24 protein-coding genes are annotated in these 24,210 nt (G+C 72.4%); 16 read left to right on the top strand and 8 right to left on the bottom strand.

What is annotated here, in order from left to right; genetic code table 11:
* The first annotated feature begins 39 nt into the window (after positions 1-39).
* Entirely contained in the window at positions 40-1,251 is a 1,212-nt protein-coding gene (locus tag QWI33_RS22775) for a serine hydrolase domain-containing protein (protein WP_289959222.1), read from the top strand.
* Positions 1,252-1,319: 68 nt separating this feature from the next.
* Here QWI33_RS22775 and QWI33_RS22770 read toward each other — a convergent pair whose 3' ends face one another.
* Positions 1,320-2,477: a serine hydrolase domain-containing protein gene (locus QWI33_RS22770; protein ID WP_289959221.1), complete on the bottom strand. Its 1,158-nt coding sequence runs from the start codon at positions 2,475-2,477 to the stop codon at positions 1,320-1,322.
* 160 nt (positions 2,478-2,637) lie between these two features.
* On the opposite strand from QWI33_RS22770, the gene QWI33_RS22765 reads away from it, so the two are divergent.
* The 13 genes from QWI33_RS22765 (at position 2,638) to QWI33_RS22705 (ending at position 15,379) form a co-directional block, all read left to right on the top strand.
* Complete coding sequence (locus QWI33_RS22765) at positions 2,638-3,144, top strand: hypothetical protein (protein WP_289959220.1); 507 nt, start codon at positions 2,638-2,640, stop codon at positions 3,142-3,144.
* 117 nt (positions 3,145-3,261) lie between these two features.
* Positions 3,262-4,002: an SDR family oxidoreductase gene (locus QWI33_RS22760; RefSeq protein ID WP_289959219.1), complete on the top strand. Its 741-nt coding sequence runs from the start codon at positions 3,262-3,264 to the stop codon at positions 4,000-4,002.
* 12 nt (positions 4,003-4,014) lie between these two features.
* Entirely contained in the window at positions 4,015-4,599 is a 585-nt protein-coding gene (locus tag QWI33_RS22755) for a TetR/AcrR family transcriptional regulator (RefSeq protein WP_289959218.1), read from the top strand.
* A 4-nt stretch (positions 4,600-4,603) separates the two neighbouring features.
* Positions 4,604-5,584, top strand: coding sequence for an NADPH:quinone oxidoreductase family protein (locus tag QWI33_RS22750; RefSeq protein WP_353895546.1), 981 nt, complete (start codon positions 4,604-4,606; stop codon positions 5,582-5,584).
* Positions 5,581-6,315: a glucose 1-dehydrogenase gene (locus tag QWI33_RS22745; protein ID WP_289959216.1), complete on the top strand. Its 735-nt coding sequence runs from the start codon at positions 5,581-5,583 to the stop codon at positions 6,313-6,315. The genes QWI33_RS22750 and QWI33_RS22745 overlap by 4 nt, the downstream gene beginning before the upstream one ends.
* Before the next feature lie 116 nt (positions 6,316-6,431).
* The gene (locus QWI33_RS22740; RefSeq protein WP_289959215.1) at positions 6,432-7,160 is read left to right on the top strand and encodes an ABC transporter ATP-binding protein; all 729 of its coding nucleotides are present in this window, start codon (positions 6,432-6,434) and stop codon (positions 7,158-7,160) included.
* Entirely contained in the window at positions 7,157-7,873 is a 717-nt protein-coding gene (locus QWI33_RS22735) for an ABC transporter ATP-binding protein (protein WP_289959214.1), read from the top strand. Before QWI33_RS22740 ends, QWI33_RS22735 begins: the two co-directional genes overlap by 4 nt.
* Before the next feature lie 451 nt (positions 7,874-8,324).
* Positions 8,325-9,203 carry a branched-chain amino acid ABC transporter permease gene (locus QWI33_RS22730; protein ID WP_289959213.1) on the top strand — a complete coding sequence of 293 codons (879 nt, stop codon included), beginning with the start codon at positions 8,325-8,327 and terminating at the stop codon, positions 9,201-9,203.
* Positions 9,200-10,213 (top strand): branched-chain amino acid ABC transporter permease, encoded by a 1,014-nt coding sequence (locus QWI33_RS22725; RefSeq protein ID WP_289959212.1) that lies wholly within the window; start codon positions 9,200-9,202, stop codon positions 10,211-10,213. The genes QWI33_RS22730 and QWI33_RS22725 overlap by 4 nt, the downstream gene beginning before the upstream one ends.
* Positions 10,214-10,218: 5 nt before the next feature.
* Positions 10,219-11,496, top strand: coding sequence for an ABC transporter substrate-binding protein (locus tag QWI33_RS22720; RefSeq protein WP_289959210.1), 1,278 nt, complete (start codon positions 10,219-10,221; stop codon positions 11,494-11,496).
* Between the two features lie 27 nt (positions 11,497-11,523).
* On the top strand, positions 11,524-12,573 hold the full coding sequence (locus tag QWI33_RS22715; protein WP_289959208.1) for a phosphotransferase family protein: 1,050 nt from the start codon (positions 11,524-11,526) through the stop codon (positions 12,571-12,573).
* A complete protein-coding gene (locus QWI33_RS22710; protein WP_289959207.1) occupies positions 12,549-13,799 on the top strand; it encodes an acyl-CoA dehydrogenase family protein in 1,251 nt (416 codons plus the stop codon). The genes QWI33_RS22715 and QWI33_RS22710 overlap by 25 nt, the downstream gene beginning before the upstream one ends.
* The gene (locus tag QWI33_RS22705) at positions 13,796-15,379 is read left to right on the top strand and encodes an AMP-binding protein (protein WP_289959206.1); all 1,584 of its coding nucleotides are present in this window, start codon (positions 13,796-13,798) and stop codon (positions 15,377-15,379) included. The genes QWI33_RS22710 and QWI33_RS22705 overlap by 4 nt, the downstream gene beginning before the upstream one ends.
* Here the strand turns inward: QWI33_RS22705 and QWI33_RS22700 are convergent.
* A complete protein-coding gene (locus QWI33_RS22700) occupies positions 15,376-15,801 on the bottom strand; it encodes an acyl-CoA thioesterase (RefSeq protein ID WP_289959205.1) in 426 nt (141 codons plus the stop codon). The two genes, QWI33_RS22705 and QWI33_RS22700, sit on opposite strands and share 4 nt — an antisense overlap.
* 93 nt (positions 15,802-15,894) lie before the next feature.
* On the opposite strand from QWI33_RS22700, the gene QWI33_RS22695 reads away from it, so the two are divergent.
* Positions 15,895-17,079 carry an acyl-CoA dehydrogenase family protein gene (locus tag QWI33_RS22695; RefSeq protein WP_289959204.1) on the top strand — a complete coding sequence of 395 codons (1,185 nt, stop codon included), beginning with the start codon at positions 15,895-15,897 and terminating at the stop codon, positions 17,077-17,079.
* An 11-nt stretch (positions 17,080-17,090) separates the two neighbouring features.
* On the top strand, positions 17,091-18,311 hold the full coding sequence (locus tag QWI33_RS22690; protein ID WP_289959203.1) for an acetyl-CoA C-acetyltransferase: 1,221 nt from the start codon (positions 17,091-17,093) through the stop codon (positions 18,309-18,311).
* Positions 18,312-18,366: 55 nt separating this feature from the next.
* On the opposite strand, the gene QWI33_RS22685 is transcribed toward QWI33_RS22690, so the two are convergent.
* The 6 genes from QWI33_RS22685 to QWI33_RS22660 all read right to left on the bottom strand — a co-directional run bounded on the left by QWI33_RS22685 (position 18,367) and on the right by QWI33_RS22660 (position 24,153).
* Complete coding sequence (locus QWI33_RS22685; RefSeq protein ID WP_289959202.1) at positions 18,367-18,828, bottom strand: MaoC family dehydratase; 462 nt, start codon at positions 18,826-18,828, stop codon at positions 18,367-18,369.
* Positions 18,825-19,577, bottom strand: coding sequence for a 3-oxoacyl-ACP reductase FabG (gene fabG, locus QWI33_RS22680; RefSeq protein WP_289959201.1), 753 nt, complete (start codon positions 19,575-19,577; stop codon positions 18,825-18,827). Before fabG ends, QWI33_RS22685 begins: the two co-directional genes overlap by 4 nt.
* 38 nt (positions 19,578-19,615) lie before the next feature.
* Positions 19,616-20,704: an alcohol dehydrogenase catalytic domain-containing protein gene (locus QWI33_RS22675; RefSeq protein WP_289959200.1), complete on the bottom strand. Its 1,089-nt coding sequence runs from the start codon at positions 20,702-20,704 to the stop codon at positions 19,616-19,618.
* Between the two features lie 268 nt (positions 20,705-20,972).
* On the bottom strand, positions 20,973-21,896 hold the full coding sequence (locus QWI33_RS22670; RefSeq protein WP_289959199.1) for an LppU/SCO3897 family protein: 924 nt from the start codon (positions 21,894-21,896) through the stop codon (positions 20,973-20,975).
* Positions 21,897-21,970: 74 nt separating this feature from the next.
* Positions 21,971-23,041 (bottom strand): alpha/beta hydrolase, encoded by a 1,071-nt coding sequence (locus QWI33_RS22665; RefSeq protein ID WP_289959198.1) that lies wholly within the window; start codon positions 23,039-23,041, stop codon positions 21,971-21,973.
* Positions 23,038-24,153, bottom strand: coding sequence for a serine hydrolase domain-containing protein (locus QWI33_RS22660; protein WP_289959197.1), 1,116 nt, complete (start codon positions 24,151-24,153; stop codon positions 23,038-23,040). The genes QWI33_RS22665 and QWI33_RS22660 overlap by 4 nt, the downstream gene beginning before the upstream one ends.
* Between the last annotated feature and the right edge of the window lie 57 nt (positions 24,154-24,210).

The following is a 24,210-nucleotide window of genomic DNA, read 5'->3' as shown; positions in this document are numbered from 1 at the left end:
GTAGCGACTCGCAGTACGGTGTCTTCCTAGCGTGGGGGCATGGAATCGACCAGTACCACCTCTTCCGGTCCGAGCACCTCCCGTCGCCGCGGCAAGTGGTGGCTCGCCGCCGCCGCCCTGGCCCTTGCCATCGGCGGCACGGCCGCAGCCGTCCACCTGCCGGACGACACCTCCGAAACCGACGCTCCCGCTTACGGCCTGGACGATCTCCAGCGGGACGCCGAGGCGATCGAGGCGCTGGGCGTCGTCGGCGTCCAGGCGCGGGTGACCACCGGCTCCGGCCCGGACCTGGTGGCCACCAGCGGTACCGCCGAGGCCGGCACCGACCGCCCGGTGGACGGCGACGGCTACTTCCGGATCGCCAGCACCGGCAAGGCGCTCGTGGCGGCCACGGTCCTGCAACTGGTCGACGAGGGCGACCTCTCCCTTGACGACACAGTGGACCGGTGGCTGCCGGGCCTCGTGACCGGCAACGGCAACGACGGCCGCCTGATCACCGTCCGCCACCTCCTCCAGCACACCGGCGGCCTCCACGACGACCTCCCCGGCTACGCCGACCACCAGGAGTACCTGGAGCACCGGTACGACACCTATACGCCCCAGCAGATCGTCGAGCGGGCGATGGGGCACCGGCCCGACTTCGAGCCCGGGACCGCCTGGGGCTACTCCAACACCGGGTACGCCCTGCTGGACCTGATCATCGAGGAGGCCACCGGCCGCCCCTGGCACGAAGCGGTAGCGGCGCGGATCCTGGATCCGCTCGGGATGGAGCACACCTACCTGCCGGGGGACGACCCCGCGATCCGCAGCCCCCACGCCCAGAGCTACGAGGTCTACCCTTCGGGCGAGCGGGCGGACGTCACCGAGGTGATCGTTCCCGATCCCGGCGGCTACGTCTCCACGACCGCGGACGTCAACCGCTTCTTCCAGGCCCTGCTCGGCGGCGAGCTCCTCTCCGCGCCGATGCTGGCCGAAATGCAGGACACCGTCCCGGTCGGTGAGGAGATGCAGGCGTTCTGGCCGGACGCCGGCTACGGGCTCGGCCTCGTCGGCCGGCCCCTCTCCTGCGGAGGGGGCTACTGGAGCCACGAGGGCGGCGAGAGCGGCTTCATCACCCTCAACGGCGCCACCGAGGACGGCGGCCGCGTCGTCACCGTCTCCATGTCCACCGCCCTGGGCGACGACCTCCTCCGGCAGGAGCAGACCGCCAGCGCCCTGGTCGACCGCGCGCTGTGCGGCAGCCCCGGATAGGCCGTGCAGCGGCCGAGCACTCCAAGCCGGCCAGGCCCTCCGGGCGGGGCGCACTGGTCAGGACTCGACTAGACATCGAGCTTGGCGGCGGCGGCCGTGACGGCGGCGGCGAAGCGGCCGCGTTCGGGGGCGTCGAAGGCGAACGCGGCGAGGCTGCGGGTGTAGCCGATCGCGATGCCGCGCAGCGGGTCCGCGATGCCGTCCGAACCGGCCGAGCCGGTGTGCCCGAAGGCCCGGGCGCTCAGGAACGGGTGGATGAGGCCCTTGGCCTCGAAGCCCAGAGCGAACGGGGAGTCGGGACCGGTGACGAGATTCGTGCCGGTGGAGTGGATCGCGGTGAACTCGGCGAGCGTCTCGCTCTTGAGCAGTGGCGCGCGTCCGTCGACCTCGCCGATCATCGCGGTGTACAGCTTCGCGATGCCGCGGGCCGAGGCGACCCCTCCGGCCGAGGCCGGCCCGGCCGCTCGGACGATGCGGGCGTTGGGGAAGGTCATCACGGTCTGCGGGGTGAAGCCGCGCTCGCCGAGGTTGTAGCCCATGCCGGCGATGCCGTCGGGGTTCGGCGAGTACGCGGCGAACGCCGCTTCCTGCTCGGGGGTCGCCGTCCACGGCCGGATCGGCCGGTATCGGGGTTCGAGCGCTTCGGGCAGTCCGAGATGGAAGTCCAGCCCGAGCGGTTCGCGGACGCGTTCGCCGTAGACCTCCTGGACGGTCTGGCCGGTGGTGCGGCGGACGACCTCGTTCAGCAGCGCGCCGACGGTGAACCCGGCGTAGCCGTGCGCGGTGCCCGGGCGCCAGAGCGGTGCTTCGGCGGCGAGGCGGTCGGCGACGAAGGGCTCGTCGACGAGTTCCTCGACGGTGAAGCCGCCCGGTATGCCGATCACGCCGCTGCGGTGGGCCATGACGTCCCGGACGGTGATGGCGCTCTTTCCGGCCCGGCCGAATTCCGGCCAGTACCGGGCGACGGGCAGGTCGAGGTCGACCAGGCCGTCCTGGAACAGCAGCGCCATCACCAGGCCGGTGGCGCCCTTGGTGACCGAGTGGACGCCGGTGAGATCCTCAGGGCCGGCGTCGCCGGTCCACAGGTCGACGACGAGCCGGCCCCGATGGTAGGCCGCGAGCTGCGAGCCGGTCTGACCGTCGGTCTCCTGGACGAACGCGGCGACCTCGTCGCGGACGGTTTCGAAGCCGGGCGCGACGGCGCCCTCGATGCGGGTGGTGTTCATGGTTTCCTCACTGTTGCTCGGCAAAGGAAGCTGACGCACACGCATGACGAACCAGCGCGCGCGGATGTGACCGCCTGCCGGGGAGCCCAGGCGCGCGTCGCGTCATTCGGCAGGTGGAACGGCTTTTCGGGCGCGGTGCGTGATCGGGGATAGTTGCAGGGTGACCGGTGCCTTCCTCCACCCCGACTTCCACGCCGCCGTCGCGCGGGTCCTCGTCGATGAGGTCGGCGGGCGGCTGACCGGCGTCTACCTTCCCGACGACCGGGTGCTCACCGACCTGTGGGCGATCGGACGCACGCCCAATGGCGGCGACCGGCTCAACCCGTACCGCGATGTCGCGCGCAACGTTCGCCTCGAAGGCGATCGCGCGGTGTACCTCGCGGCGGACGGCGCCCGCACGGCACTGCCCGTGCCCCGCGGGGGCATCGCCCCGCACGACGAGCCGCTGGCGCCGCGCGCGCTCGCGGCCGGTGTCTGGTCGAGCTTCCCCGAGGCGGACACTCGCCTCTACGTCCCGGTCTCGGGGACGTTCGACCTCGGCGGGATGGCCGACCTGACCGCGGTCGCCGGCGGTGTGGTCTACCGGGTGACGGTCGATGCCGGACCCCGCACGCTCAAGCGCTTCGTTCCCGATGTCTCGCAAGGCTTCCGCCAGAGTCCGCGGTAGACCCGCAGGGCGCATCGAGCGGCCCGGAGGCGATGAGTCCCGGGTCGCGGCCCGTTTACGAGTGGCCCGAGCGGTGGTAGAGTCCCCACATACCGACCAGACGGTTTGGAGTCGTGCATGCAGAGGTTCGAGGGCAGCGTCGCCCTGATCACCGGGGCGAGCAGGGGCATCGGCCTCGCCATCGCCCACCGGCTCGTCAGCGAAGGCGGGTCGGTGGTCATCACCGGCCGGGACGAGGACGCGCTGAAGGCCGCGGTCGCCGAACTCGGCGAGGAACGCGCATCCGGCGTCGCCGGCAAGGCCGACGACCCCGACCACCAGGCCGCCGCGGTCGCGCACGCCGCCGAACGCTTCGGCGGCCTCGACCACCTCGTCAACAACGCCGGCATCAACCCCGCCTACGGGCCCCTCACCGGCATCGACCTCGACGCCGCCCGCAAGATCCTCGAGGTCAACGTGATCGCCGCACTGTCCTGGACCCGCCGGGCCCATGCCGCGGGCCGCCTCAAGGCGGTCGTGAACATCGCCTCCATCGCCGGCACCGCCGCCAGCCCGGGCATCGGGTTCTACGGGATCTCCAAGGCCGCCTTGATCAACCAGACCGAGCAGCTCGCGGAGGAACTGGCCCCGGCCGTGCGCGTGAACGCGCTGGCGCCCGCGGTGATCAAGTCCCGCTTCTCGAAAGCGCTGTACGAGGGCCGCGAAGCGGAGGCCGCGGGCGCGTACCCGCTCGCCCGCCTCGGCGCGCCCGACGACGTGGCCGGACCGGCCGCGTTCCTGCTCTCCGAGGACGCCGCCTGGGTCACCGGGCAGACGATCCTCGTGGACGGCGGCGCGAGCGCGCGCCGCTCCTGGTGAAGGATGGGATCCATGAAGACCAAGAACGTGGCCGACGAGGTCCTCAGAGCCGCACTCGAACTGTTCGCCGAGCAGGGGTACGCCAACACCAGCGTCCAGCAGATCGTGCAGGCCGCCGGTGTCACCAAGGGGGCGATGTACCACTACTTCACGTCCAAGGACGACCTGCTCTTCGCGATCTACGAGCGGATGCTCTCGCTCCAGAAGCGCCGCCTCGACGAGATCACCGCCCAGGGCGGCGACACCGAGGCGGTCCTGCGGGCCGTGTGCGAGGACGTGGTCGTGACCTCGATCGACTTCCTGCCGGAAGGCACCGTGTTCTTCCGCAGCCAGCACATGCTCACCCCCGAGCGGCAGGCCGAGGTCAAGCGCCGCAGGCGCGAGTACCACGACAAGTTCGCCGAGCTCATCGTGCGCGGCCAGGCGGAGGGGCGCTTCCGCGACGACGTGCCGGTCTCGGTCCTCATCGCGCACTTCTTCTCCGACATCCACTACCTGCCCCACTGGTACTCCCACGACGGGCCCGAGAACGAGGCCGAGCTGGCCGCCCAGATCACCGAGCTGTTCCTGCGGAGCCTGCGGAGGACCGATGGCTGAACCCATGATCGCGTGGCGGGTCGCCGCCCACGGCGAGCCCGCCGACGTCATGTCGGTCGAGGAGGTCCCGGTCCCCGAACCGGGCCCCGGCGAGGTCCTGGTGCGCAACCGGGCCGTGGCCGTGAACTTCCCCGACGTGCTGCTGGCCCGCGGCATGTACCAGGAGCGGCCGCCGCTGCCGTTCACGCCCGGCATCGAGCTGTGCGGCGAGGTCGCCGCGCTCGGACCCGGTGTCGATGGCGGCGTCGACGGGATCGCCGTGGGGCAGCGCGTGGTCGCGACCGCGATCGGCGTCATGGCCGAGTACGCGGTCGTCCCCGCCACCTCGGTGCATCCGGCGCCCGAGTCGCTGGACGACGCCGCCGCGGCGGCGTTCCTCATCGCCTACCAGACCGCCTGGTTCGGGCTCCACCAGCGCGCCCGTCTCCAGAGTGGAGAGACGCTGCTCGTCCACGCCGCCGCGGGCGGCGTCGGCACGGCCGCCTGCCAGCTCGGGGCCGCCGCTGGAGCGAACGTGGTCGGCATCGTCGGCGACAAGGCGAAGACCCCGGTCGCCGAGACCGCCGGAGCCTCCCGGGTCCTGCTTCGCGGTGACGACTGGATCGGTGCGGTCAAGGCGGAAGGCGGGGCCGATGTCGTCTTCGATCCCGTGGGCGGCAAGGCGTTCGCGGGTTCGACGAAGGTGATCGCCTTCGAGGGCCGCATTGTCGTGGTGGGTTTCGCCTCGGGCGAGGTCCCGCCCGTGCGCGCCGATCACGCCCTGGTCAAGAACTACAGTGTGCTCGGCCTGCACTGGGCCCTGTACCAGCGCAAGCGCCCGGACCTCGTGGCCGAGGCGCACGCCGCGCTCACCCGGCTCGCCGCCGACGGCGCGGTGCGCCCGGTCGTGTCCGAGACCGTGCCGTTCGAGGACGCGGCGGCGGCGGTCCAGCGGCTCGCCGACGGCAACACCACAGGGCGGCTGGTCGTGGCGGTGGGGGAGTGAACGGGCTCGAGGGGCGCGTCGCGATCGTGACCGGCGGCGCGCGCGGCATCGGGGAGACCTATGTGCGCGCGCTCCACGCCGAAGGCGCGCGCGTCGTGATCGCCGACATCCTTGCGGAGCAGGGCAACGCGCTGGCCGAAGCACTCGGCGGCCGGGCCACTTTCTGCAGACTCGACGTCGCCGACGAGGCGGCCTGGGATCGCGTCGTGGCCGAGACGCTCGAGAGGTTCGGCGCGGTCGACGTGCTCGTGAACAACGCGGGGATGGCGAACGCGGCCCCGATCGAGCACTTCACCCTCGCGAAGTGGAACGCGGTCCTGGCGGTGAACCTCACCGGGACGTTCCTCGGCTGCCGCGCGGTCGTGCCGGCCATGAAGGCCGCCGGGCGCGGCTCGATCGTCAACGTGTCTTCAGTGGAGGGTCTGCGCGGCAGCGAGCGCCTCCACGGCTACACCGCCTCGAAGTTCGGCGTCCGGGGCCTCACGAAGTCCCTCGCCGTCGAGCTCGGCCGCGACGGCATCCGCGTCAACTCGATCCACCCCGGCTTCATCGAGACCGACATGACCACCCGCATCGACCCCTCGCGGCTCCTCATCCCGCTCGGCCGCCCCGGCGCCCCAGGCGATCTGGCCGGGGCCGTCGTGTTCCTCGCCGGGGACGCCTCCGCCTACGTCACGGGCACCGAAATCGTCGTCGACGGCGGCATGACCGCCGGCATCCCCCACACCTGAGCTGCCGCAAGACCCGCAACATATCGAAATGGATTCACTGTCCACAGCACATACCGTCCGGTCGGTATCTGGGGTATGGTGAGTCTACTCCGACACGAAGAGGTGCGAGTACCACGATGAACACCCCTCTCCCGCCCCGGCTCTCAGTGAGCGGCCTCGAGGTCGCCTTCGGCGGCCTCACCGCCCTCGACCGCGTCTCGTTCGACGTCCACGACGGCGAGACCGTCGCGCTCATCGGCCCCAACGGCGCCGGCAAGACCACGGTCTTCAACGCCGTCTGCGGACTCGTCAAGCCCCGCAACGGGACCGTCCGCATCGCCGGGCGCCCCGCGCCCGCCAAGGCCACCGGCCTCCTCAAATCCGGCGTCGCCCGGACCCTCCAGGGGCTCGGCCTGTTCGAGCGCATGAGCGTCCTCGAGAACGTGCTCGTGCCGCTCACGAGCCTGCGCGATCCCGGAGCGGTCGCCAAGGCGCTCGGCGTCCTCGCCGAACTCGACCTCGTGCACCTCGCCGCCCGGCCCGCCGGGACGCTCCCGTACCCCGAGCGCAAGCGCGTCGCCCTCGCCCGCGCCCTCGCGACCGATCCGAAACTGCTCCTCCTCGACGAGCCCGCGGGCGGCCTCGGCACCGCCGACATCGACGCCCTCGCCGATCTCGTCGCCCACGTCGCCGCCTCCGGCCGCGCCGTCCTCCTCGTCGAGCACCACGTCGACTTCGTCATGCGGGTCGCCGACCGGATCGTCGTCCTCGACTTCGGCCAGGTCATCGCCTCCGGCACTCCCGAAGCGGTGCAAGGCGACCCGGCCGTCGAAGCCGCCTACCTCGGGCTGGAGGCCGCCATATGAGCGCACTCTCCTGCGAGGGCCTCACGATCGGGTACGGCGACGGGGCGCCCGTCATCGACGGCCTCGACCTCGGCATCGCCGAGGGAGCCGTCGTCGCCCTCCTGGGCGCCAACGGCGCCGGCAAGACCACGCTCCTGCGGGCGCTCGCCGGGCTCGAACCCGTCCGTGACGGACGAATACTGCTCGGCGGTCGCGACCTGACCGACCGATCCACTGAGGACCGGGTGCGGTCGGGCCTCGCGCTCGTCCCCGAGGGGCGCAGCGTCGTCGTCGAGCTCACGGTGGATGAGAACCTGCGCCTCGGCGGCCTCTGGCGGCACAAGTCGAAGGCCCGCAAGGCCGCCGTCGCGCAGATGTACGAGCTGTTCCCGCCGCTCGAACGGCGGCGCGGCGCGGCCGGGCACACCCTCTCCGGCGGCGAGCGGCAGATGCTCGCGCTCGCCCGCGCGCTCCTGGCGCGGCCCGAGGTGCTGCTGCTCGACGAACCCTCGCTCGGCCTGGCGCCCAAGGCCACCGCGCATCTGCTCGGCGTGCTCCGCGAGACGGCGGCGCGCACCGGCCTCACGGTGCTCCTCGCCGAGCAGAACGTCACCGGCGCGCTGTCGGTGGCCCAACGCGGCGTCGTGCTCTCCCTCGGGTCGGTCGTCGCCGACCGCCCGGCGGCAGCGCTCGCCGCCGACCCCGCCCTCCGCCACGCCTACCTGGGGTTCTGATGGACCGACTCCTCGCCATTTCCGCCCGCACTGGCCGCCGAACCGAGGCGCGACCGCGTCGACGAGCCGCCACGACACGGTTCCCTTCGCCCGCCTCGCGGGGGCGCGGAACCCGGTCGCCGGCGCGCCCACGGCCCGTCCGCGCGGTCGCCGCGCAGCCGCATGGCCGATCGGGAGGGCCGTGCCGACACCGCGTGTCCTCCGAGGGACCGGTGTCGGTCGCCTCCGACCGCCGACTGCCCGTCTGCGCGGTCCGCCGACGGTCCGCTCTCGCCATGGCCGCGCAGCCGCATGGCCGATCGGGGGCGCCGTCGCGCCGACGCGACGCGTCTCCCCATACGCCGCAGCGGTTCAGCACGGTGGCGCTCCTGGCTCCCGAACGCCTCCGCCAGCGCCCGACGGCGATGCGCACTGGTCGAGCGGCGCTCGCAGGCGGATCGGGGTCGTCCTGATGGACCGGTTCGTCTTCCTCCTCTCCGCCGGGCTCGCCCGCGGGGCCGTGCTCGCGCTCTTCGCGCTCTCCCTCGTGATCGTCTGGCGCACTGCGCGAGTCGTGAACTTCGCGCAGGCCGCCATGGCCGTCGCGGCCGTTTACGCGGCCTTCGCCGTCACCGCCGCGACCGGGTCCTACTGGGCCGGCCTGCTCACCGGCCTCGCCGCCGGGGCGCTCCTCGGCGCGGGCGTGGAACGCGGCCTCATGCGCCGCCTCCCCGCGCACGCGCCCCTGCCGGGCATCATCGTCGCGATCGGGCTCGTCATGGTCCTCCAGGCCGGGCTCGCGATCGCCTTCGGGCCCGAGCACCGGCCGATGCAGCCGCCGTTCTCGCAGCGGCCCTTCATCATCGGCGGCATCCCGGTGCTCTCGCCCTACGACCTGTTCACGCTCGGGTCCGCCGCCGCGGTCATGGCGGCGCTCGCGCTCCTGTTCAACCGCACCTCCCTCGGCCTCCGGCTGCGGGCCGCCGCGTTCGCCCCCGAGACCGCCCGGCTCCTCGGCGTCCGGGTCCCGCGCATGGTCACACTCGGCTGGGCGCTCTCGTGCGCCGCCGCCTCACTCGCCGCACTCCTGCTGGTCCCCACCGAACTCGGGCTCAACCCGCACGCCGTCGACCTCCTCTTCGTGAACGCCTTCGCCGTCGCGGTCATCGGCGGGCTCGACTCGCCCGCCGGGGCGCTCCTCGCCGGGATCGGCGTCGGCCTGCTCGTCAGCCTCGTCACCGGGTACGCCTCGGCCTCGGCCGCGCCGCTCGCGGTGCTCGCCCTCATGACCCTCGTCCTGCTCGTCCGCCCCGGCGGCCTGTTCGCCCCGAAGGAGGCGAGGACCGCATGAGGACCACCTTGCGCGCCTTGATCATCACGCTCCTGGCGATCGGCGGGACGTTCGCCCTCGACCCGTTCCGCAACTACCAGCTCGCGCTCGCGGCGGCGTGCTTCGCGGCCGTCGCCGGCCTCACCGTCCTGGTCGGACTCACCGGGCAGCTCTCGCTCGGCCACGCCGTCCTCATGGCCGCGGGCGGCTACGGCTTCGCCTTCACCGCCTCGGCGGTCGACGGCCCCTGGCCGTGGGCCCTGGCGGTAGGCCTCGCCGCAGCCGCGATCGTCTCGGGCCTCCTCGGCCTGCTCCTCGGCGCGGCTGCGGCGCGGCTGCGCGGCCCCTACCTCGCCGGGCTCACGCTCGCCCTCGTCATCGCCCTCCCCGCCGCCGCGAACACGCTGCCGCTCGGCGGCGACCAGGGCGCTCCCGCACCGTTCTTCCCGGTCCCTGAAGCACTTTCGGCCCTCATCGCGGTCGAGCAGTGGCACGCCTGGCTCGCCATCGTCGTCGCCGCCATCGCGGTGGCACCCCTGGTGGTCCTGCGCTCGGGCCGGGCCGGACTGCGGATGCGTGCGGTCCTCGACGACGAGACCGCCTCCCGACTGTCCGGAGTGGACCCTGGCTTGGTGAAGACCGGCGCGTTCGCCGCCAGCGCCGTCCCCGCCGGGCTCGGCGGCGCGGTCCTGGCCATCGCCACGCAGCAGGTCACACCCGGCGGCTACGGCCTGGCGTTCTCGCTCCTGCTCGTCGTCGCCGCCGTCATAGGCGGCCTCGGCAGCATCGGGGGTGCGGCCATCGGGTCCGTCCTCGTGACCGTCCTGCCCTGGTTCATCGACGAGCTCGCCGCATTCGCCCCCGAGGACCTCGGCCGGCGCCTGGACGGCAACCTCGCGCTGCTCCTCTTCGGCGCCGGTCTCATCGCCTTGACCACCGCCTGGCCGGGCGGCGCCGCCCGCCTGCTCGACCGGCTCCGCGCCGCCCGGCCCCTCCGCTTCGCAACCCCTTCCACGACCACAGAGAGGTGATCGTCATGCGAATCCCGACGTCGTTCAAAAAACCCTTGAAGAGCGCGGCCGCGCTGGCCGCGGCGGCGGCACTCGGCCTCGCCGCGTGCAGCACGCCCGACAGCGACGAATCCGTACCGGGCGTCACCGACGACACGGTCACGATCGGCACCCACCAGCCGCTGACCGGCCCTGCCGCGGCCGGCTACGCGACCATCTCGGCCGCCACGGCCGCCTACTTCGAGTACGTGAACGCCAACGGCGGCATCAACGGCCGCGAGATCGAGTACCTCGTCAAAGACGACGGGTACGACCCCTCCGCGACCCAGACCGCCGTGCGCGAGCTGGTGACCGAGGAGAAGGTCTTCGCGATCGTCAACGGGCTCGGCACGCCCACGCACTCGGCCGTCCTGGACTACCTCGACCAGCAGGGCGTCCCCGACCTGTTCGTCTCCTCCGGATCGCTCACCTGGAACCAGCCGGACGTCTACGAGAACACCTTCGCGTTCAACGCCGACTACGTGACCGAGGGCGCGGCCCTCGCGCAGTACGCCGTCGACCAGCAGCCCGGGGCGAAGATCTGCGTGCTCGGCCAGGACGACGACTACGGCGACGGGATCATCGAGGGTGTCGAGACCGTCCTGGGCTCCAACGAGATCACCGACGTCCAGGTCTACTCGACCTCGGCCGAGGACCTGACCGCGCAGACGGGCGCGATGATGGCCGCCGGCTGCGAGGTGAACGTCCTCGGCACCATCAACGGCTTCACCGCGATGGCGGTGGGCACGGCCGCGCAGATGGAGTGGTTCCCGAAGTGGTACGTCTCCTCCTCGGGCGCCGACTACCCGACCCTCGCCGGCTACCTCGGCGCGGACCTCGCCCCGCAGCTCCTCCAGGGCATGGTGAGTGTCAACTACCTGCCGTTCAGCCCTGACGGGGAGTGGGTGGCGCTGTTCGAGGAGATCAACGCCGAGTACAACGACGGCGCGCCGTTCACCGGGAACACGGTGTTCGGCATGAGCGTGGGCTACCTGTTCGCCGAGGCGCTGGCCGCGGCCGGGGACGACCCGACGCGCGAGTCCCTGGTGGCGGCGGTCGAATCCGGAGACCTGGTGGGCAACGGGATCGTGCCGCTCTCCTTCGGGGAGGGCGACCACGCGGCCTACCGGTCCGTGGGCATCACCGTCGTGAACGAGGGCGTCCAGGACTACGTGGGCACCACGTACGAGGTCGGCGCGGGCAGCGTGTCCGCGGTCGAACCGAACCCCGTTCCGCTGGCGAACGAGGGCATCCCGGGCAGCTAGCCCGCAGCAACGAGGCGAAGGAGACCGATGACCGACGTGGACGTGCCGGGGCTGGACACTGCGGGGCTGGCCCGCTGGCTGGCCCGAGAGCACCCCGGGCTGGCCGGGGACGGCCCGCTGCGGGCCGCGCTCATCGACGGCGGCCGCTCGAACCTGACGTACCGGGTCGACGGCGCGAAGACGCCGCTGGTGGTGCGCCGGCCCCCGCTGGGCCACGCCCTGCCGACCGCGCACGACATGCGGCGCGAGCACCGGGTGATCTCGGCGCTGCGCGGCACCATCCCAGTGCCGGCCACAGTGGACGTCGTCGACGACACCGGGGCCGGCGAGGTCACCGGCACGGTCTTCTTCGTCATGGAGTTCGTCGACGGCGCCGTCCTGAACCATCCGCGGTGCAACGCCGACTGGACTCCCGAAGGGCTGCACCGCCTCGGCATCGAGGTCGCCGAGATCCTCGCCGACCTGCACGCCGCCGAGCCCGAACCGCTCGGGCTCGGCGGCTTCGGCAGGCCGGACGGGTACCTCGACCGGCAGATGCGCACGTGGCGGCGGCAGCTCGACGCGTCCCGCTCCCGCGAGGCGCCCGCGCTCGACGCGCTCGGCGAGCGGCTCGCGGCGGCCGTTCCGGACTCGGGCCGGTCGGGGATCGTCCACGGCGACTACCGGCTCGACAACATGCTCGTGGCCGGGGCGCCGGACGCGCCGCGCGTCGCGGCGGTCCTCGACTGGGAGATGGCCACCCTCGGCGACCCGCTCGTGGACCTCGGCATGCTCGGCATGTACTGGCACATCAGGGAACTGCCCGGCGGGGAGCGGGCCGCCGGCCCGATCGTCGCCGGGGCCGGATACCCCGCGTTCGACGAAGTCGCGGACGCGTACGCCGCCCGCGCCGGGACGCCCGTCCCGGACCTGCGCTGGTACCGGGCCTTCGCCTGCTACAAGCTCGCCGTCATCCTCGAAGGCGTCCACTACCGGTACACCAAGGGGCAGACCGTCGGCGAGGGATTCGATGCGATCGGCGCAATCGTCGCGCCGCTGGCCGAGGAGGGCCTGTGGATTTCCGACCGGACGAGATGACCGTCGCCTTCACTGACGAGGCGCGCGCGTTCCTGGACGAGCACGTGCTCCCCGCCGAACCCGTGCTCGCCGAGCAGATCGAGGACGGCCCGGGGGACTGGACCGTGCGGCCCGTCGTGCGCGCCCTCCAGGAGACCGCGCAGGAGCGCGGCCTGTGGAACCTGTTCCTGCCGCCCGGCCCGCACGGCTACGGCGGCGGCCTCTCGAACCTGCGGTACGCGCCGGTCGCCGAGCTCACCGGCCGCAGCCCCCGGCTCGCTCCGGCCGCCATGAACTGCGCCGCCCCCGACACCGGCAACATGGAGCTCCTCGCGCACTTCGGCACCGCCGAGCAGCGGGAGGCCTGGCTCGAACCGCTCCTGGACGCCCGCATCCGCTCCGCGTTCTGCATGACCGAGCCCGGCACCGCGTCCTCCGACGCCTCCCAGATCGGCACCCGCATCCACAAGGACAGGGGTGCGGGAGGCGCGGACGAGTGGGTGATCAACGGCCGCAAGTGGTTCGCCACCGGCGCGATGAACCCCGACTGCAAGCTCCTCATCGTCATGGGCAAGACCGACCCGAACGGGCCGCGCCACCGGCAGCAGTCCATGCTCCTGGTCCCGCGCGACACCCCCGGCGTCCACATCGTCCGGCCGCTCACGGTCTTCGGCTACGACGACCGCGACCACGGCGGCCACGCCGAGATCCTGTTCGAGGACGCGCGCGTGCCCGCCGCGAACCTCCTCGGCGGCGAGGGCGACGGCTTCGCCATCGCCCAGGCCCGCCTGGGACCGGGCCGCATCCACCACTGCATGCGGGCGCTCGGCATGGCCGAACGCGCCCTCGACCTGATGCGCGGCAGGGCGAACGACCGCGTGGCCTTCGGCGGCCCCCTCGTCCGGCAGGGGGTCGTGCGCGAATGGGCCGCGGACGCCCGCGTCGAGATCGAGGCACTGCGGCTCCTGGTCCTCAAGACCGCCTGGCTCATGGACACCGCCGGAAACCGCGCCGCCATGAAGGAGATCCAGGCGATCAAGGTCGCCGTCCCCCGTGCGGTGCAGCGCACCCTCGACCATGCGATCCAGCTGTTCGGGGCCGCCGGGCTCACCGGCGACCACCCGCTCGCCGAGATGTTCGCCGCCGCGCGGTCCCTGCGCCTCGCCGACGGCCCCGACGAGGTCCACGCGGCCGCGCTCGGGAAGACCGAACTGGCGCTCAAACCATTGGAAGGAGTGGCGCGATGACGCACCGCAACGACCCCGCCGTCGACGGCCCCGGACACGGGACCCTCTCGATCGCGGCCATCCTCGCCGAGAGCGCCCGCCGCCGGCCCGACGCCCCCGCCCTGCACTTCATGGGGCACACCGTGCACTACGGCGAACTGTGGGACCAGACCCGCGCCTACGCCGGGGCGCTCGCCGCCCGCGGCATCGGGCGCGGCTCCCGCGTCGCCATGCTCGTGCCCAACGTCCCCGACTTCCCGCGCGTCTACTACGCCGCGCTCGCGCTCGGCGCCGTGATCGTCCCGATCCACCTCCTGTTCAAGGCCGAGGAGATCGCGTTCGTGCTCGAGGACGCCGAGGCCGACCTCCTCGTCGCCGCCGCGCCGCTCCTGGCCGAGGCCGCCCCGGCCGCCGCCCGCGCCGGTGTCCCCCTCGTCTCCGTGCTCGCCCCCGAAGGCCTCGAGGTCGGCGGCCACCCGCTGCCGCGACTCGAAGCCGAAGCGGCGCAAGCCGAACCGATCCAGCGGTACGCCTCGGTCAACCCGCTCGACGCCGCAACGATCCTGTACACCTCCGGCACCACCGGCACGCCGAAGGGCGCGGTCGGCTCGCACCTGGCGATGATCGAGCAGGTCCACGTCTCGCTCATCGACTCGTTCCCCCTGCGCGCCGACGACGTGGTCTACGGCGGCCTGCCGTTCTTCCACTCCTTCGGGCAGATGGCCGTGCTCAACATCGCGTTCCGCCGCGGGGCCGCGATCATCCTGCTCCCGAAGTTCGACCCGGACGAGGCGCTGGCGCTGCTCAACCGGTACGGGGCGACGGTGTTCACCGCGGTGCCGACGAACTTCGCCGGGATGGTCGAGGCCGCCGGGCGCTCGGCGCACCGGCCGCCGCTGCGGTACGCCGTCTCCGGCGGCGCGGCGCTGCCGGTGGCGCTCCTGGAGGCGTTCGAGCGGGCCTTCGGCGCGCAGGTCCACGAAGGCTACGGCCTCACCGAGACCGCGCCGTCGTGCACGTTCAACAAGGTGGACGAGCCGATCCGGCCCGGCACCGTGGGCACCCCGATCTGGGGCGTGGACGTCGCGGTCGCCGATCCCGACACGGAGGACCGGATCGACCTCCTCGGCCCCGGGGAGCTCGGCGAGATCGTCGTGCGGGGCCACAACCTCATGAAGGGCTACCTCGGGCGCGCCGACGCCACCGCGCAGACCATCGTGGACGGCTGGTTCCGCACCGGCGACCTCGGCACCGTCAGCGCCGAGCACATCGTCACCATTGTGGACCGGAAGAAGGACATGATCATCCGCAACGGCTACAACGTGTACCCCACGGAGGTGGAGGCCGTCCTCGCCCGCCACCCGCACGTCTCGATCGCGGCCGTCTTCGGCGTGCCGCACGAGACGCACGGCCAGGAGGTGCACGCCGCGGTCGTCCCCGCCCACGGCGCCGCCGTCGACGCGGCGGAGGTCGTGGCGTACATGAAGGAGAAGGTCGCGGCGTACAAGTACCCCCGGGTCGTGCACGTGGTCGAGGAGCTCCCGCTCGGGGCGAGCGGGAAGGTCCTCAAGCGCGCGCTCGTCGAGGAGTACGGATCCTAACCGGCCGCCTCGCCGATCCGCAGCTCCGCTTCGACGGCGGCGCGGATCGGCGGGGGCACCGGCACCGGGCGCCGCCCGGCGCGGTCCACGAACACGTGCGTGAACCGCCCCAGCGCGATCGGGGCGTCCCGGTCGGGGGCGCCCTCGCGCAGGATCGCCAGGTCCCACGTGATCGAGGTGGTCCCGAGGCGGGCCACCGCGATGTCCACCTCCAGGACCTCGGGGAAGGAGGCGGGCGCCAGGAACTCGCACGACGAGGCCCGGGCCAGCCCGATCACGTCCCCGGCCGGGTCCAGGGCGGCGCGGTGCACCATCCAGGAGTTCACCGCCGAGTCCATCGCCTCGTAGTACACGGTGTTGTTCATGTGGCCGTACTGGTCGTTGTCGTTCCAGCGCAGCGGGAACAGATGGCGGTTGGTCACGGTCGCTCCTCAAAGTGGACGTCTCGCACCTATACTAGTAACATACCGACCGGTCGGTTTCGACGGCTCGGTCCGGAACCCACAGGAGACACCATGACCACCGCGCCCACCGGCCTCGACGCCGACTTCTACCACTTCCAAGACCTCCTCACCCCCGTCGAGCAGGAAGCGGCCCTGCGCATCCGCGACTTCATGGAACGCGAAGTCCGCCCCATCGCCGACGACTACTGGGAACGAGCCGAATTCCCCCACCACCTCATCCCCGGCATCGCCGCCACCGGCGTCATCGGCACCATGTGGCCCGAATCCCGCACCTTCGAGAACAGCGCCCTCTTCCGCGGCTGGGCCGCCGTCGAGATCGCCCGCGTCGACGCCTCCTTCGCCACCTTCGTCGGCGTCACCTCCGGACTCGCCATGGGCGCCATCGGCGTCGGCGGCTCCGACGCCCAGCGCGCCCAATGGCTCCCCGCCATGGGCCGCGGCGAGGTCATCGGCGCCTTCGGCCTCACCGAACCCCTCGCGGGCTCCGACACCGCCCGCGGCCTGCGCACCACCGCCACCCGCCGCGGCGACACCTGGATCCTCGACGGCGCCAAACGCTGGATCGGCAACGCCACCTTCGCCGACATCACCCTCATCTGGGCCAAGGACATCGACGACGGCCAGGTCAAAGGCTTCATCGTCCGCAAGGACGCCCCGGGCTTCACGCCTGCGAAGATCGAACGCAAGCAGTCCCTGCGCGGCGTCCAGAACGCCGACATCACCCTCGAAGGCGTCGAAGTCCCCGAGACCGACCGCCTGCAGCGCATCGACTCCTTCAAAGACCTCGCCGGCGTCCTCGGCCCCACCCGCATCGGCGTCGCCTGGGAGGCCATGGGCATCGCCGTCGGCGCCTACGAGGCCGCCGTCCGCTACGCCAAGGAACGCGAGCAGTTCGGCCGCCCCATCGCCTCTTACCAGCTCGTCCAGCAGAAACTCGCCGAATCCCTCGCCGACGTCACCGCCGGCCTCGCCGTCTGCGTCCGCGTCTCCCAGATGGACGACGCCGGCACCCGCCGCGACGAGCACGCCGCCATGGCCAAGGCCTTCTGCACCGCCCGCATGCGCGACACCGTCGCCCGCTGCCGCGAAGTCCTCGGCGGCAACGGCATCCAACTCGACCACGGCGTCGCCCGCTTCTTCGCCGACGCCGAGGCCGTCTACTCCTACGAAGGCACCTACGACATGAACACCCTGATCGTCGGCCGGGCGATCACCGGACACCAGGCATTCGTCTGAAAGGAACCGACATGACCGAGGCCTACATCGCCGCCACCGCCCGCTCGCCCATCGGGCGCGCCCACAAAGGCTCCCTCAAGGACACCCGCGCCGACGACCTCGCCGCGCAGATGGTCCGCGCCGCCGTCGACAAGGTCCCCGGGCTCGACCCGGCCCGCATCGACGACCTCCTCCTCGGCTGCGGCCTGCCCGGCGGACGCCAGGGCATGAACATGGCGCGCATCGTCGCCGTCATGCTCGGCTGGGACACCGTCCCCGGCGCCACCGTCACCCGCTACTGCTCCTCCAGCCTCCAGACCACCCGCATGGCCTTCCACGCCATCAAGGCCGGCGAAGGCGACGTCTTCGTCTCCGCCGGCGTCGAATCCGTCTCCGGCATGGACATCGGCTCCGCCGACGCCATCCCCGGCACCGACCTCGAGAACCCCGCCTTCAACGATGCGATGCTCCGCACTCTGAAGCGGGCCGGAGGCGCCGCCGACTGGACCGACCCCCGCGACGAGGGCCTCCTCCCCGACCCCTACATCGCCATGGGCCAGACCGCCGAGAACGTCGCCGCCCTCCGCGGCATCACCCGCGAAGAGCAGGACGCCTACGCCGCCCGCAGCCAGCAGCGCGCCACCCGCGCCACCGCCGAAGGCTTCTGGGCCAAGGACATCACCCCCGTCACCCTCGCCGACGGCACCGTCGTCACCGCCGACGACGGCCCCCGCCCCGGTACCACCATCGCCGCACTCGCCGACCTCGACCCGGTGTTCCGCCCCGACGGGACCGTGACCGCCGGGAACGCCTGCCCGCTCAACGACGGCGCCGCCGCACTCGTCATCGTCTCCGACCGCGTCGTCGCCGAACTCGGCCTCCAGCCGCTCGCCCGCATCGTCTCGACCGGCGTCGGCGGCATCTCCCCGGAGATCATGGGACTCGGGCCCGTCGAGGCCTCACGGCGCGCACTCGCGCTGGCGGGCATGGGGATCGAGGACATCGACCTGGTCGAGATCAACGAGGCGTTCGCCGCCCAGGTGATCCCCTCCGCGCGCGACCTCGGCATCGACGAGGACCGGCTCAACGTCAAGGGCGGCGCGATCGCCGTCGGGCACCCGTTCGGGATGACCGGCGCGCGGATCACCTCGACGCTCCTGAACGCCTTGGAGGACACCGGCGGGCGCTACGGCCTGGAGGCCATGTGCGTCGGCGGCGGGCAGGGCATGGCGATGGTGCTCGAACGACTCTGACTCGTTCCCACGCGAAAGCGGCGCAGGCTCACGAGGCCTGCGCCGCTTCGGCGTCCTATTCGGGGACGTAGAGCGTGATGGTCCTGGCCACGAGCGCGGGCTTCTCGGCGCCCTCGATCTCCACGGTCACGTCGTACCCGGCGCGCACGCCGCGCCCGGTGGTCTCGGCGGAGGCGAGCGCCACGACCGCCCGGACCCGGGCTCCGGCCGGGACCGGCTGGAGGAACCGGAGCCGGTCGAGGCCGTAGTTGACGGACATCGCGAGCCCGCCGATCGCGACCAGGCCCTGGAGGAGCCGGGGGAGGAGCGAGAGCGTGAGGTACCCGTGGGCGATCGGGCCGCCGAAGGGCCCGGCGGCGGCGCGCCCGGGATCGGTGTGGATCCACTGGTGGTCGCCGGTGGCGTCGGCGAACGCGTCGATGCGGTCCTGCTCGACCGCGAACCACTCGCCGGTCGCCTCGGCGCCCAGTGCGTTCTGGAGGTCCGCGGGCGAAGCCGCGGTGATCGGGCCGCTCATGCCTTGGGTCCTCCCGCCACGTACAGGACCTGGCCCGAGACGAACCCGGCGTCCTCGGAGCAGAAGTAGGCGACCGCGGCGGCCACGTCCTCGGGCTGCCCGACGCGCCCGACCGGGGCCTCCTTGGCGGCGTGGGCGAGGAAGTCCGCGAACGGGACGCCGATGCGGTCGGCGGTGGCCTTCGTCATCTCGGTCTCGATGAACCCGGGCGCGACGGCGTTCGCCGTGATCCCGAAGCGGCCCAGTTCGATCGCGAGGGTCTTGGTGAGGCCCTGCATGCCGGCCTTCGCGGCGGCGTAGTTCGCCTGGCCGCGGTTGCCGAGCGCGGAAGTGCTGGAGAGGTTGACGATCCGGCCCCATCCGGCGTCCACCATGGACGACTGGACGGCGCGGCTCATGAGGAACGCGCCCCGCAGATGCACGTTGAGGACCGCGTCCCAGTCCCCGGCGCTCATCTTGAACAGCAGGTTGTCGCGGAGGATCCCGGCGTTGTTGACGAGGATCTGCGGCGGGCCCAGCTCGGCGGCGACGCGCTCGACCGCGGCCGCGGCGGCGGCCTCGTCGGCGACGTCCGCGCCCACACCGACGGCCTTGCCGCCCTTCGCGTTGATCGCTTCGGCGGTCGCGACCGCCTGCTCCTCGGCGAGGTCGAGCACGGCGACGGCATGCCCGTCGGCGGCGAGCCGACGGGCGGTGGCGGCCCCGATGCCGCGCGCGGCACCGGTGACGATGGCGGTCCTAGAGGTCATTGAGCACCTTTTTCATAGGAGGGTCGGTAGGAGGAAGGTCAGAACACGATGAGCTGGCGCAGCGCCTCGCCCGAGGCGAGGCGGTCCAGGGCGGCCGGGAGGCCGTCCAGGTCGATCCTGTCGGAGACGAGCCGGTCGAGCGGGAGCCGTCCGGCGCGCCACAGGTCGGCGTACCGGGGGACGTCGTCGCCGGGCACCGCCGAGCCGAGGTAGGAGCCGACGACGGTGCGGGCCTCGGCGGTCAGGAGCAGCGGGGAGACCTCAGCGCGCGCGTCAGGATGCGGCAGGCCCACAGTGACGGTGGTGCCGCCGGGCGCGGTGAGCGCGAACGCGGTCTCGAACGCCCGCGCCGACCCGGCGGCCTCCACGACCACGGGCGCCCGCAGACCGCCGACCTCGTCGGGAGCGCAGGCTTCGGCGCCGAGCGAGCGGGCCAGGTCGAGCTTCGCCGGTACGGTGTCGACGCCGACCACCTGGTGGCCCAACGCCTGCGCCACGAGCAGCGCCGCCATGCCGACGCCGCCGAGGCCGACGACGACCACCGTCTCGCCCGCGTTCGGCCTGCCCGCGTTGACGACCGCGCCGCCGCCCGTGAGCACCGCACAGCCCAGAAGCGCGGCGATGTCCGGCGGCACATCGGCATCGACCGCGACCACGGAACTCTCGCTGACCACGGCGTGGGTGGCGAAGGCGCTCACGCCGAGGTGGTGGCTGACGCGCTCGCCCTCGCGGCCGATCCTGACGGCGCCGCCGACGAGGGTGCCGGCGGCGTTCGCGGCACTGCCGACCGAGCAGGGGAGCCGCCCGCCGGTGCCGCACGCTTCGCAGCTTCCGCAGCGCGGCAGGAACGTGAGCACGACCCGCCGCCCGACCGCGGTAGCGGTGCCGGGCCCGGCCGCCTCGACGATCCCGGCGGCCTCATGGCCCAGGAGCATCGGCACCGGCCGCACCCGGCTGCCGTCCACGACGGAGAGGTCGGAGTGGCACAACCCTGCGGCCTCGACGCGGACCAGCAGCTCCCCGGGTCCGGGCGCTTCGAGTTCCAACGGCCCCACCGTGATCGGCCGCGACTCGGCGTAGGGCGCGGGCGCGCCGCAGCGCTCCAGCACGGCTCCGGTGATTCGCACGGCGACCTCCTCGTCGTCACGTCCGCTCAGTCCACGACAGCATACCGACTGGACGGTTTGTGGCGCTACCCCTCACCGGGACAACCTCGGCAGGGAACGAACCGCCCCTGCGAGACTGCCCTGTCACCGCCCTCGCCCGCCCCTGGCATCGCACGCCTCGAGGACGGCGACGTCCTCGCCACGGGGTCCAGGACGGTCTGACCTCCGGGGCGCATGCGGTGCGGCGGTGACGATCGCGAGCCGGACGCAGCTGCCCGCAACGGGGTTGTCAGAGCCAGGCCCAGCAGACCGTGTACGAGTGGTCGGGGAAGGCGGTGCTCTGCCAGGTGGACCAGCCGTAACCGTCGCAGAAGTCGTAGGCCTCGTAGTCGGAGGTGCGGCCGGTGACGTAGACGTTCGACTGCGAGCAGTCGGCGAATGCGAAATGCATGTCGTCGTCGGCGCCGGTGGCGTACATGCAGGTGTCGACGCCGGCGAAGCCGATGTCGTCGGGGTACACGATCCGCATGCACAGCAGCAGGTCCTGTTCGTCGATGTAGCCGGGGAAGTCGACCGAGCCGTTGTAGTACTCCCACTCGGAGCAGTCGTACGAGCCCTCCTCGCCCCAGATCCGCTCCAGCACCTGGTAGTCGCCCGGGTCGCAGTCGGTGATCGCGTAGGCGCCGTCGTCGAGGAGGGTGACGCACTCGCCGGGCTCGGCGTAGTAGGCCTCGCCCCAAGGGTGGAGGTAGGTGAGGCAGAGGATCGCGCCGCCGCCGCCGGGGTCGTGGCTGAACAACGATCGGGGGACGCCGTCGCAGTCGTCCGTGTCGCCTCCGCTGTAGACGTCGGCCACTTCGAAAGCGCCCGGGTCGCAGCTCGAGGACTCCAGCGCGAAGACGTCGGTCGTGCCCTCGTTCGTGAAGCAGTCGCCCGCTTCGGGGACGGCGACGGCGTCGGTCGTCGTCTCCTCGGCTTCCGGTCCTGTCGGGAAGGGGGACTGCGACGGCTCCTCATCGGGAAGCACCGGTTCGTATGTCGACTCACGTGGGGCGGGCGGTTCGTAGATCGGCTCGTCCTCGCCGCCGAGGGCCAGGAACCCGATCACGAGTCCGGCCAGCACCTCGATCACGATCGCCATGCCCACCTTGCCGAACAGGCGGGAACCGGGCGAATCGTCGCCCTGGTCAGGGCCGTTGTGGGGGTTCGTCACGCTCGCCTCCTTTCCGCAGCGGGGGAGCGTATGCGGCGCGGCGATGTGGGTCGCCGCGCCGCCTCGGTGGTGGGTCAGGGGTGCTCGAGACCGGCCATGATCAGCGAGACGAAGTGGTCCATGTCGGCCTGGAGGCAGGCTTGCTGCGAGTGCTTGCCGGTGCATCCGGGTGCCCACGAGCTGCCGTCGCCGTAGTCGAGGAACTCGTGCGCGATGCCCGCGGCGTCGAGGTAGTCCGAGGTCACCACGGCCGTCTGGCGGGCGCGGTGCTCCACGATCGCCTGGATCGGATCGACGGTGAGGTCGCCGCCGTTCCCCGCGTACAGTGCGATCCCCATGCCGCGCAGGGATTCGACGTGCTGCGCCGGGCTCAGTCGGTTCCAGCCGCCGTCGAGCGGCCAGAACGGCGGGCCGAAGATCGCGTCCGGAGCGACCGTCGGGGTCCCGAAGGCCGCCAGCTGGGTCGAGCCGAGCACGGCGGCGCGCATCTCCTGGTTCAGCAGGTCGAGCCCGCCGGAGAACGACCCGACGTAACTGAACAGGTCGGGGCGGCGTTCGGCGTATCCGAGGGCGCCGAAACCGCCCATGGAGTGGCCGGAGACGGCCCGTCCCTCCTTGCCGGCGATGGTCGAGAGGTTCGCGTCGATGAACGGGATGAGCTGCTCGAGGTGGAAGTCCTCCCAGTTCTGCAGGCCGAGCCCGCCCGGGTACCGCCAGTTCGTGTACCAGCCGCGGCCGCTGCCGTTGGGGGACACGGTGATAACCGGTTCATCCGCAGTGGACGACTCGACGATCGTCCTGAGCCGCGCGCTGTTCGGGTAGTCGCCGCCGCCGTGGAGCGTGTAGTGCACCGGGTATTCGATGCTCTCGTCGTAGCCCTCCGGCAGCGTCACCATCACGACGTGCTCGCCCGAGACCTGGCCCGGCATCACCGCGTACTCCGGGACCTCCGCGGTGGCCACGGTGAACGTGAACGTGCGGTCGCTGCCTTCGGACCACTCCGGCTGCTGAAGGACGGTGAGCCCGTGCTCGTCGTTGAACTGCGGCAGCGCGGTCGCCGCGTGCGCTGCGGGGGCGGCGAGGCCGCCTGCCGCCGCGGCCGCGACCGCGGTGACCAGGCCTAGTGCCCGAGTCAAGCGCCTCATGCCGCCTCCCCTTCGCACAGCGCGGCGTCGAGGACTGCGACGCGGGTCGGGGCGGGCGGGTCCTTGAGGAACGCGTTGGTGACGAGCGAGGCGAAGCGGCCGTCGTCGGTGACCATCGTGATCGACGAGGCGCCGGTGGTGAGGTTCCCGGCGTGGCCCCACGCCTCGCCGCCGCACGAGAGATCCCAGCTCATGAGGCCGAGCCCGTAGTCCGCGCCGTACACGGTGGAGGGTACGGCCGTGCGCATCTCGGCGAGCGAGCCCGCGGACACGACCGATCCGGCCGCGAGCGCCCCGTAGAAGGCGACCAGGTCCTCCATCGTGGAGGTCATGGCGCCGGCGGTGGCGTTGAAGGACATGTCCTCGATGAACGTGACGTCGTACCAGTAGAAGAACGGCCCGAGCCGGCCGCCCGTGTACCCGGGAAGGTACGGGCTCGGCAGCGTCCCGTCGTCGGGCACGGGGAACGAGGTCCCGGTCAGGCCCAGGGGCTCGATGATGCGCTGCGTGATCGCCTCGGCGGCGCTCACGCCGGTGAGCTCCTCGATGAGCATGCCCGCGAGGTGGTAGTTGATGTTGGAGTAGCCCCAGCCGCTGCCGGGGGCGAACTGCGGTGGCTGCGCCAGGCCCGCCCGCACGAGCTCGGTGAGCGTGTAGGACCCGTCGGGCTCGGGCGCGGCGTTCAGCGCGTCTCGGGCGATCCCGCTGGTGTGCTGGAGGATCTGCCGCACCGAGATCGCGTTCCCGTCGTAGTCGCCGGTCAGCACGCCCGGCAGGTACCGTTCGATCGGCGCGTCCAGCTCCACCAGGCCCTCGTCGACCAGCTGCAGTACCACTGCGGCGGTGAACGTCTTGGTCTGGCTGGCGATGCGGAAGTGGTCGCCGGCGGTGATCGGCCGGTTGGCGAAGATGGTCGCGGACCCGCTGGTCAGCGTCCACGATTCGGTGCCTTCGCCGGCGTGGAGGCCCGCGCCGGGGCCCGCCTGCGCCTGGTACTGGTTCAGCAGCGCCTGCGTCGCGGCGTGGTCGGCCGCCTGCGCCGGCGCGGCGGGAAGCACCGCGGCGACCGCGAACGCGATCACCGGGAGCCATTGCCTGATCGTTCTCGTCATGGTCTGCCCCTCGCTCATGACAGCGGGGCACCAGGGCGGTCGTGCCTCCGGGTGTCC

The organism is Glycomyces tritici (genome assembly GCF_030403505.1).
The sequence above is the reverse complement of the archived record's forward strand: the minus strand, read 5'-3'. Positions and strand labels throughout refer to the sequence as shown.

Coding starts and splice junctions, on each gene's coding strand:
- QWI33_RS22725 (WP_289959212.1), top strand. CDS start 9,200: ATGAGGACCACCTTGCGCGCCTTGATCATCACGCTCCTGGCGATCGGC.
- QWI33_RS22770 (WP_289959221.1), bottom strand. CDS start 2,477: ATGAACACCACCCGCATCGAGGGCGCCGTCGCGCCCGGCTTCGAAACC.
- QWI33_RS22660 (WP_289959197.1), bottom strand. CDS start 24,153: ATGACGAGAACGATCAGGCAATGGCTCCCGGTGATCGCGTTCGCGGTC.
- QWI33_RS22685 (WP_289959202.1), bottom strand. CDS start 18,828: ATGAGCGGCCCGATCACCGCGGCTTCGCCCGCGGACCTCCAGAACGCA.
- QWI33_RS22705 (WP_289959206.1), top strand. CDS start 13,796: ATGACGCACCGCAACGACCCCGCCGTCGACGGCCCCGGACACGGGACC.
- fabG (WP_289959201.1), bottom strand. CDS start 19,577: ATGACCTCTAGGACCGCCATCGTCACCGGTGCCGCGCGCGGCATCGGG.
- QWI33_RS22665 (WP_289959198.1), bottom strand. CDS start 23,041: ATGAGGCGCTTGACTCGGGCACTAGGCCTGGTCACCGCGGTCGCGGCC.
- QWI33_RS22690 (WP_289959203.1), top strand. CDS start 17,091: ATGACCGAGGCCTACATCGCCGCCACCGCCCGCTCGCCCATCGGGCGC.
- QWI33_RS22735 (WP_289959214.1), top strand. CDS start 7,157: ATGAGCGCACTCTCCTGCGAGGGCCTCACGATCGGGTACGGCGACGGG.
- QWI33_RS22760 (WP_289959219.1), top strand. CDS start 3,262: ATGCAGAGGTTCGAGGGCAGCGTCGCCCTGATCACCGGGGCGAGCAGG.
- QWI33_RS22695 (WP_289959204.1), top strand. CDS start 15,895: ATGACCACCGCGCCCACCGGCCTCGACGCCGACTTCTACCACTTCCAA.
- QWI33_RS22775 (WP_289959222.1), top strand. CDS start 40: ATGGAATCGACCAGTACCACCTCTTCCGGTCCGAGCACCTCCCGTCGC.
- QWI33_RS22720 (WP_289959210.1), top strand. CDS start 10,219: ATGCGAATCCCGACGTCGTTCAAAAAACCCTTGAAGAGCGCGGCCGCG.
- QWI33_RS22740 (WP_289959215.1), top strand. CDS start 6,432: ATGAACACCCCTCTCCCGCCCCGGCTCTCAGTGAGCGGCCTCGAGGTC.
- QWI33_RS22755 (WP_289959218.1), top strand. CDS start 4,015: ATGAAGACCAAGAACGTGGCCGACGAGGTCCTCAGAGCCGCACTCGAA.
- QWI33_RS22750 (WP_353895546.1), top strand. CDS start 4,604: ATGATCGCGTGGCGGGTCGCCGCCCACGGCGAGCCCGCCGACGTCATG.
- QWI33_RS22715 (WP_289959208.1), top strand. CDS start 11,524: ATGACCGACGTGGACGTGCCGGGGCTGGACACTGCGGGGCTGGCCCGC.
- QWI33_RS22730 (WP_289959213.1), top strand. CDS start 8,325: ATGGACCGGTTCGTCTTCCTCCTCTCCGCCGGGCTCGCCCGCGGGGCC.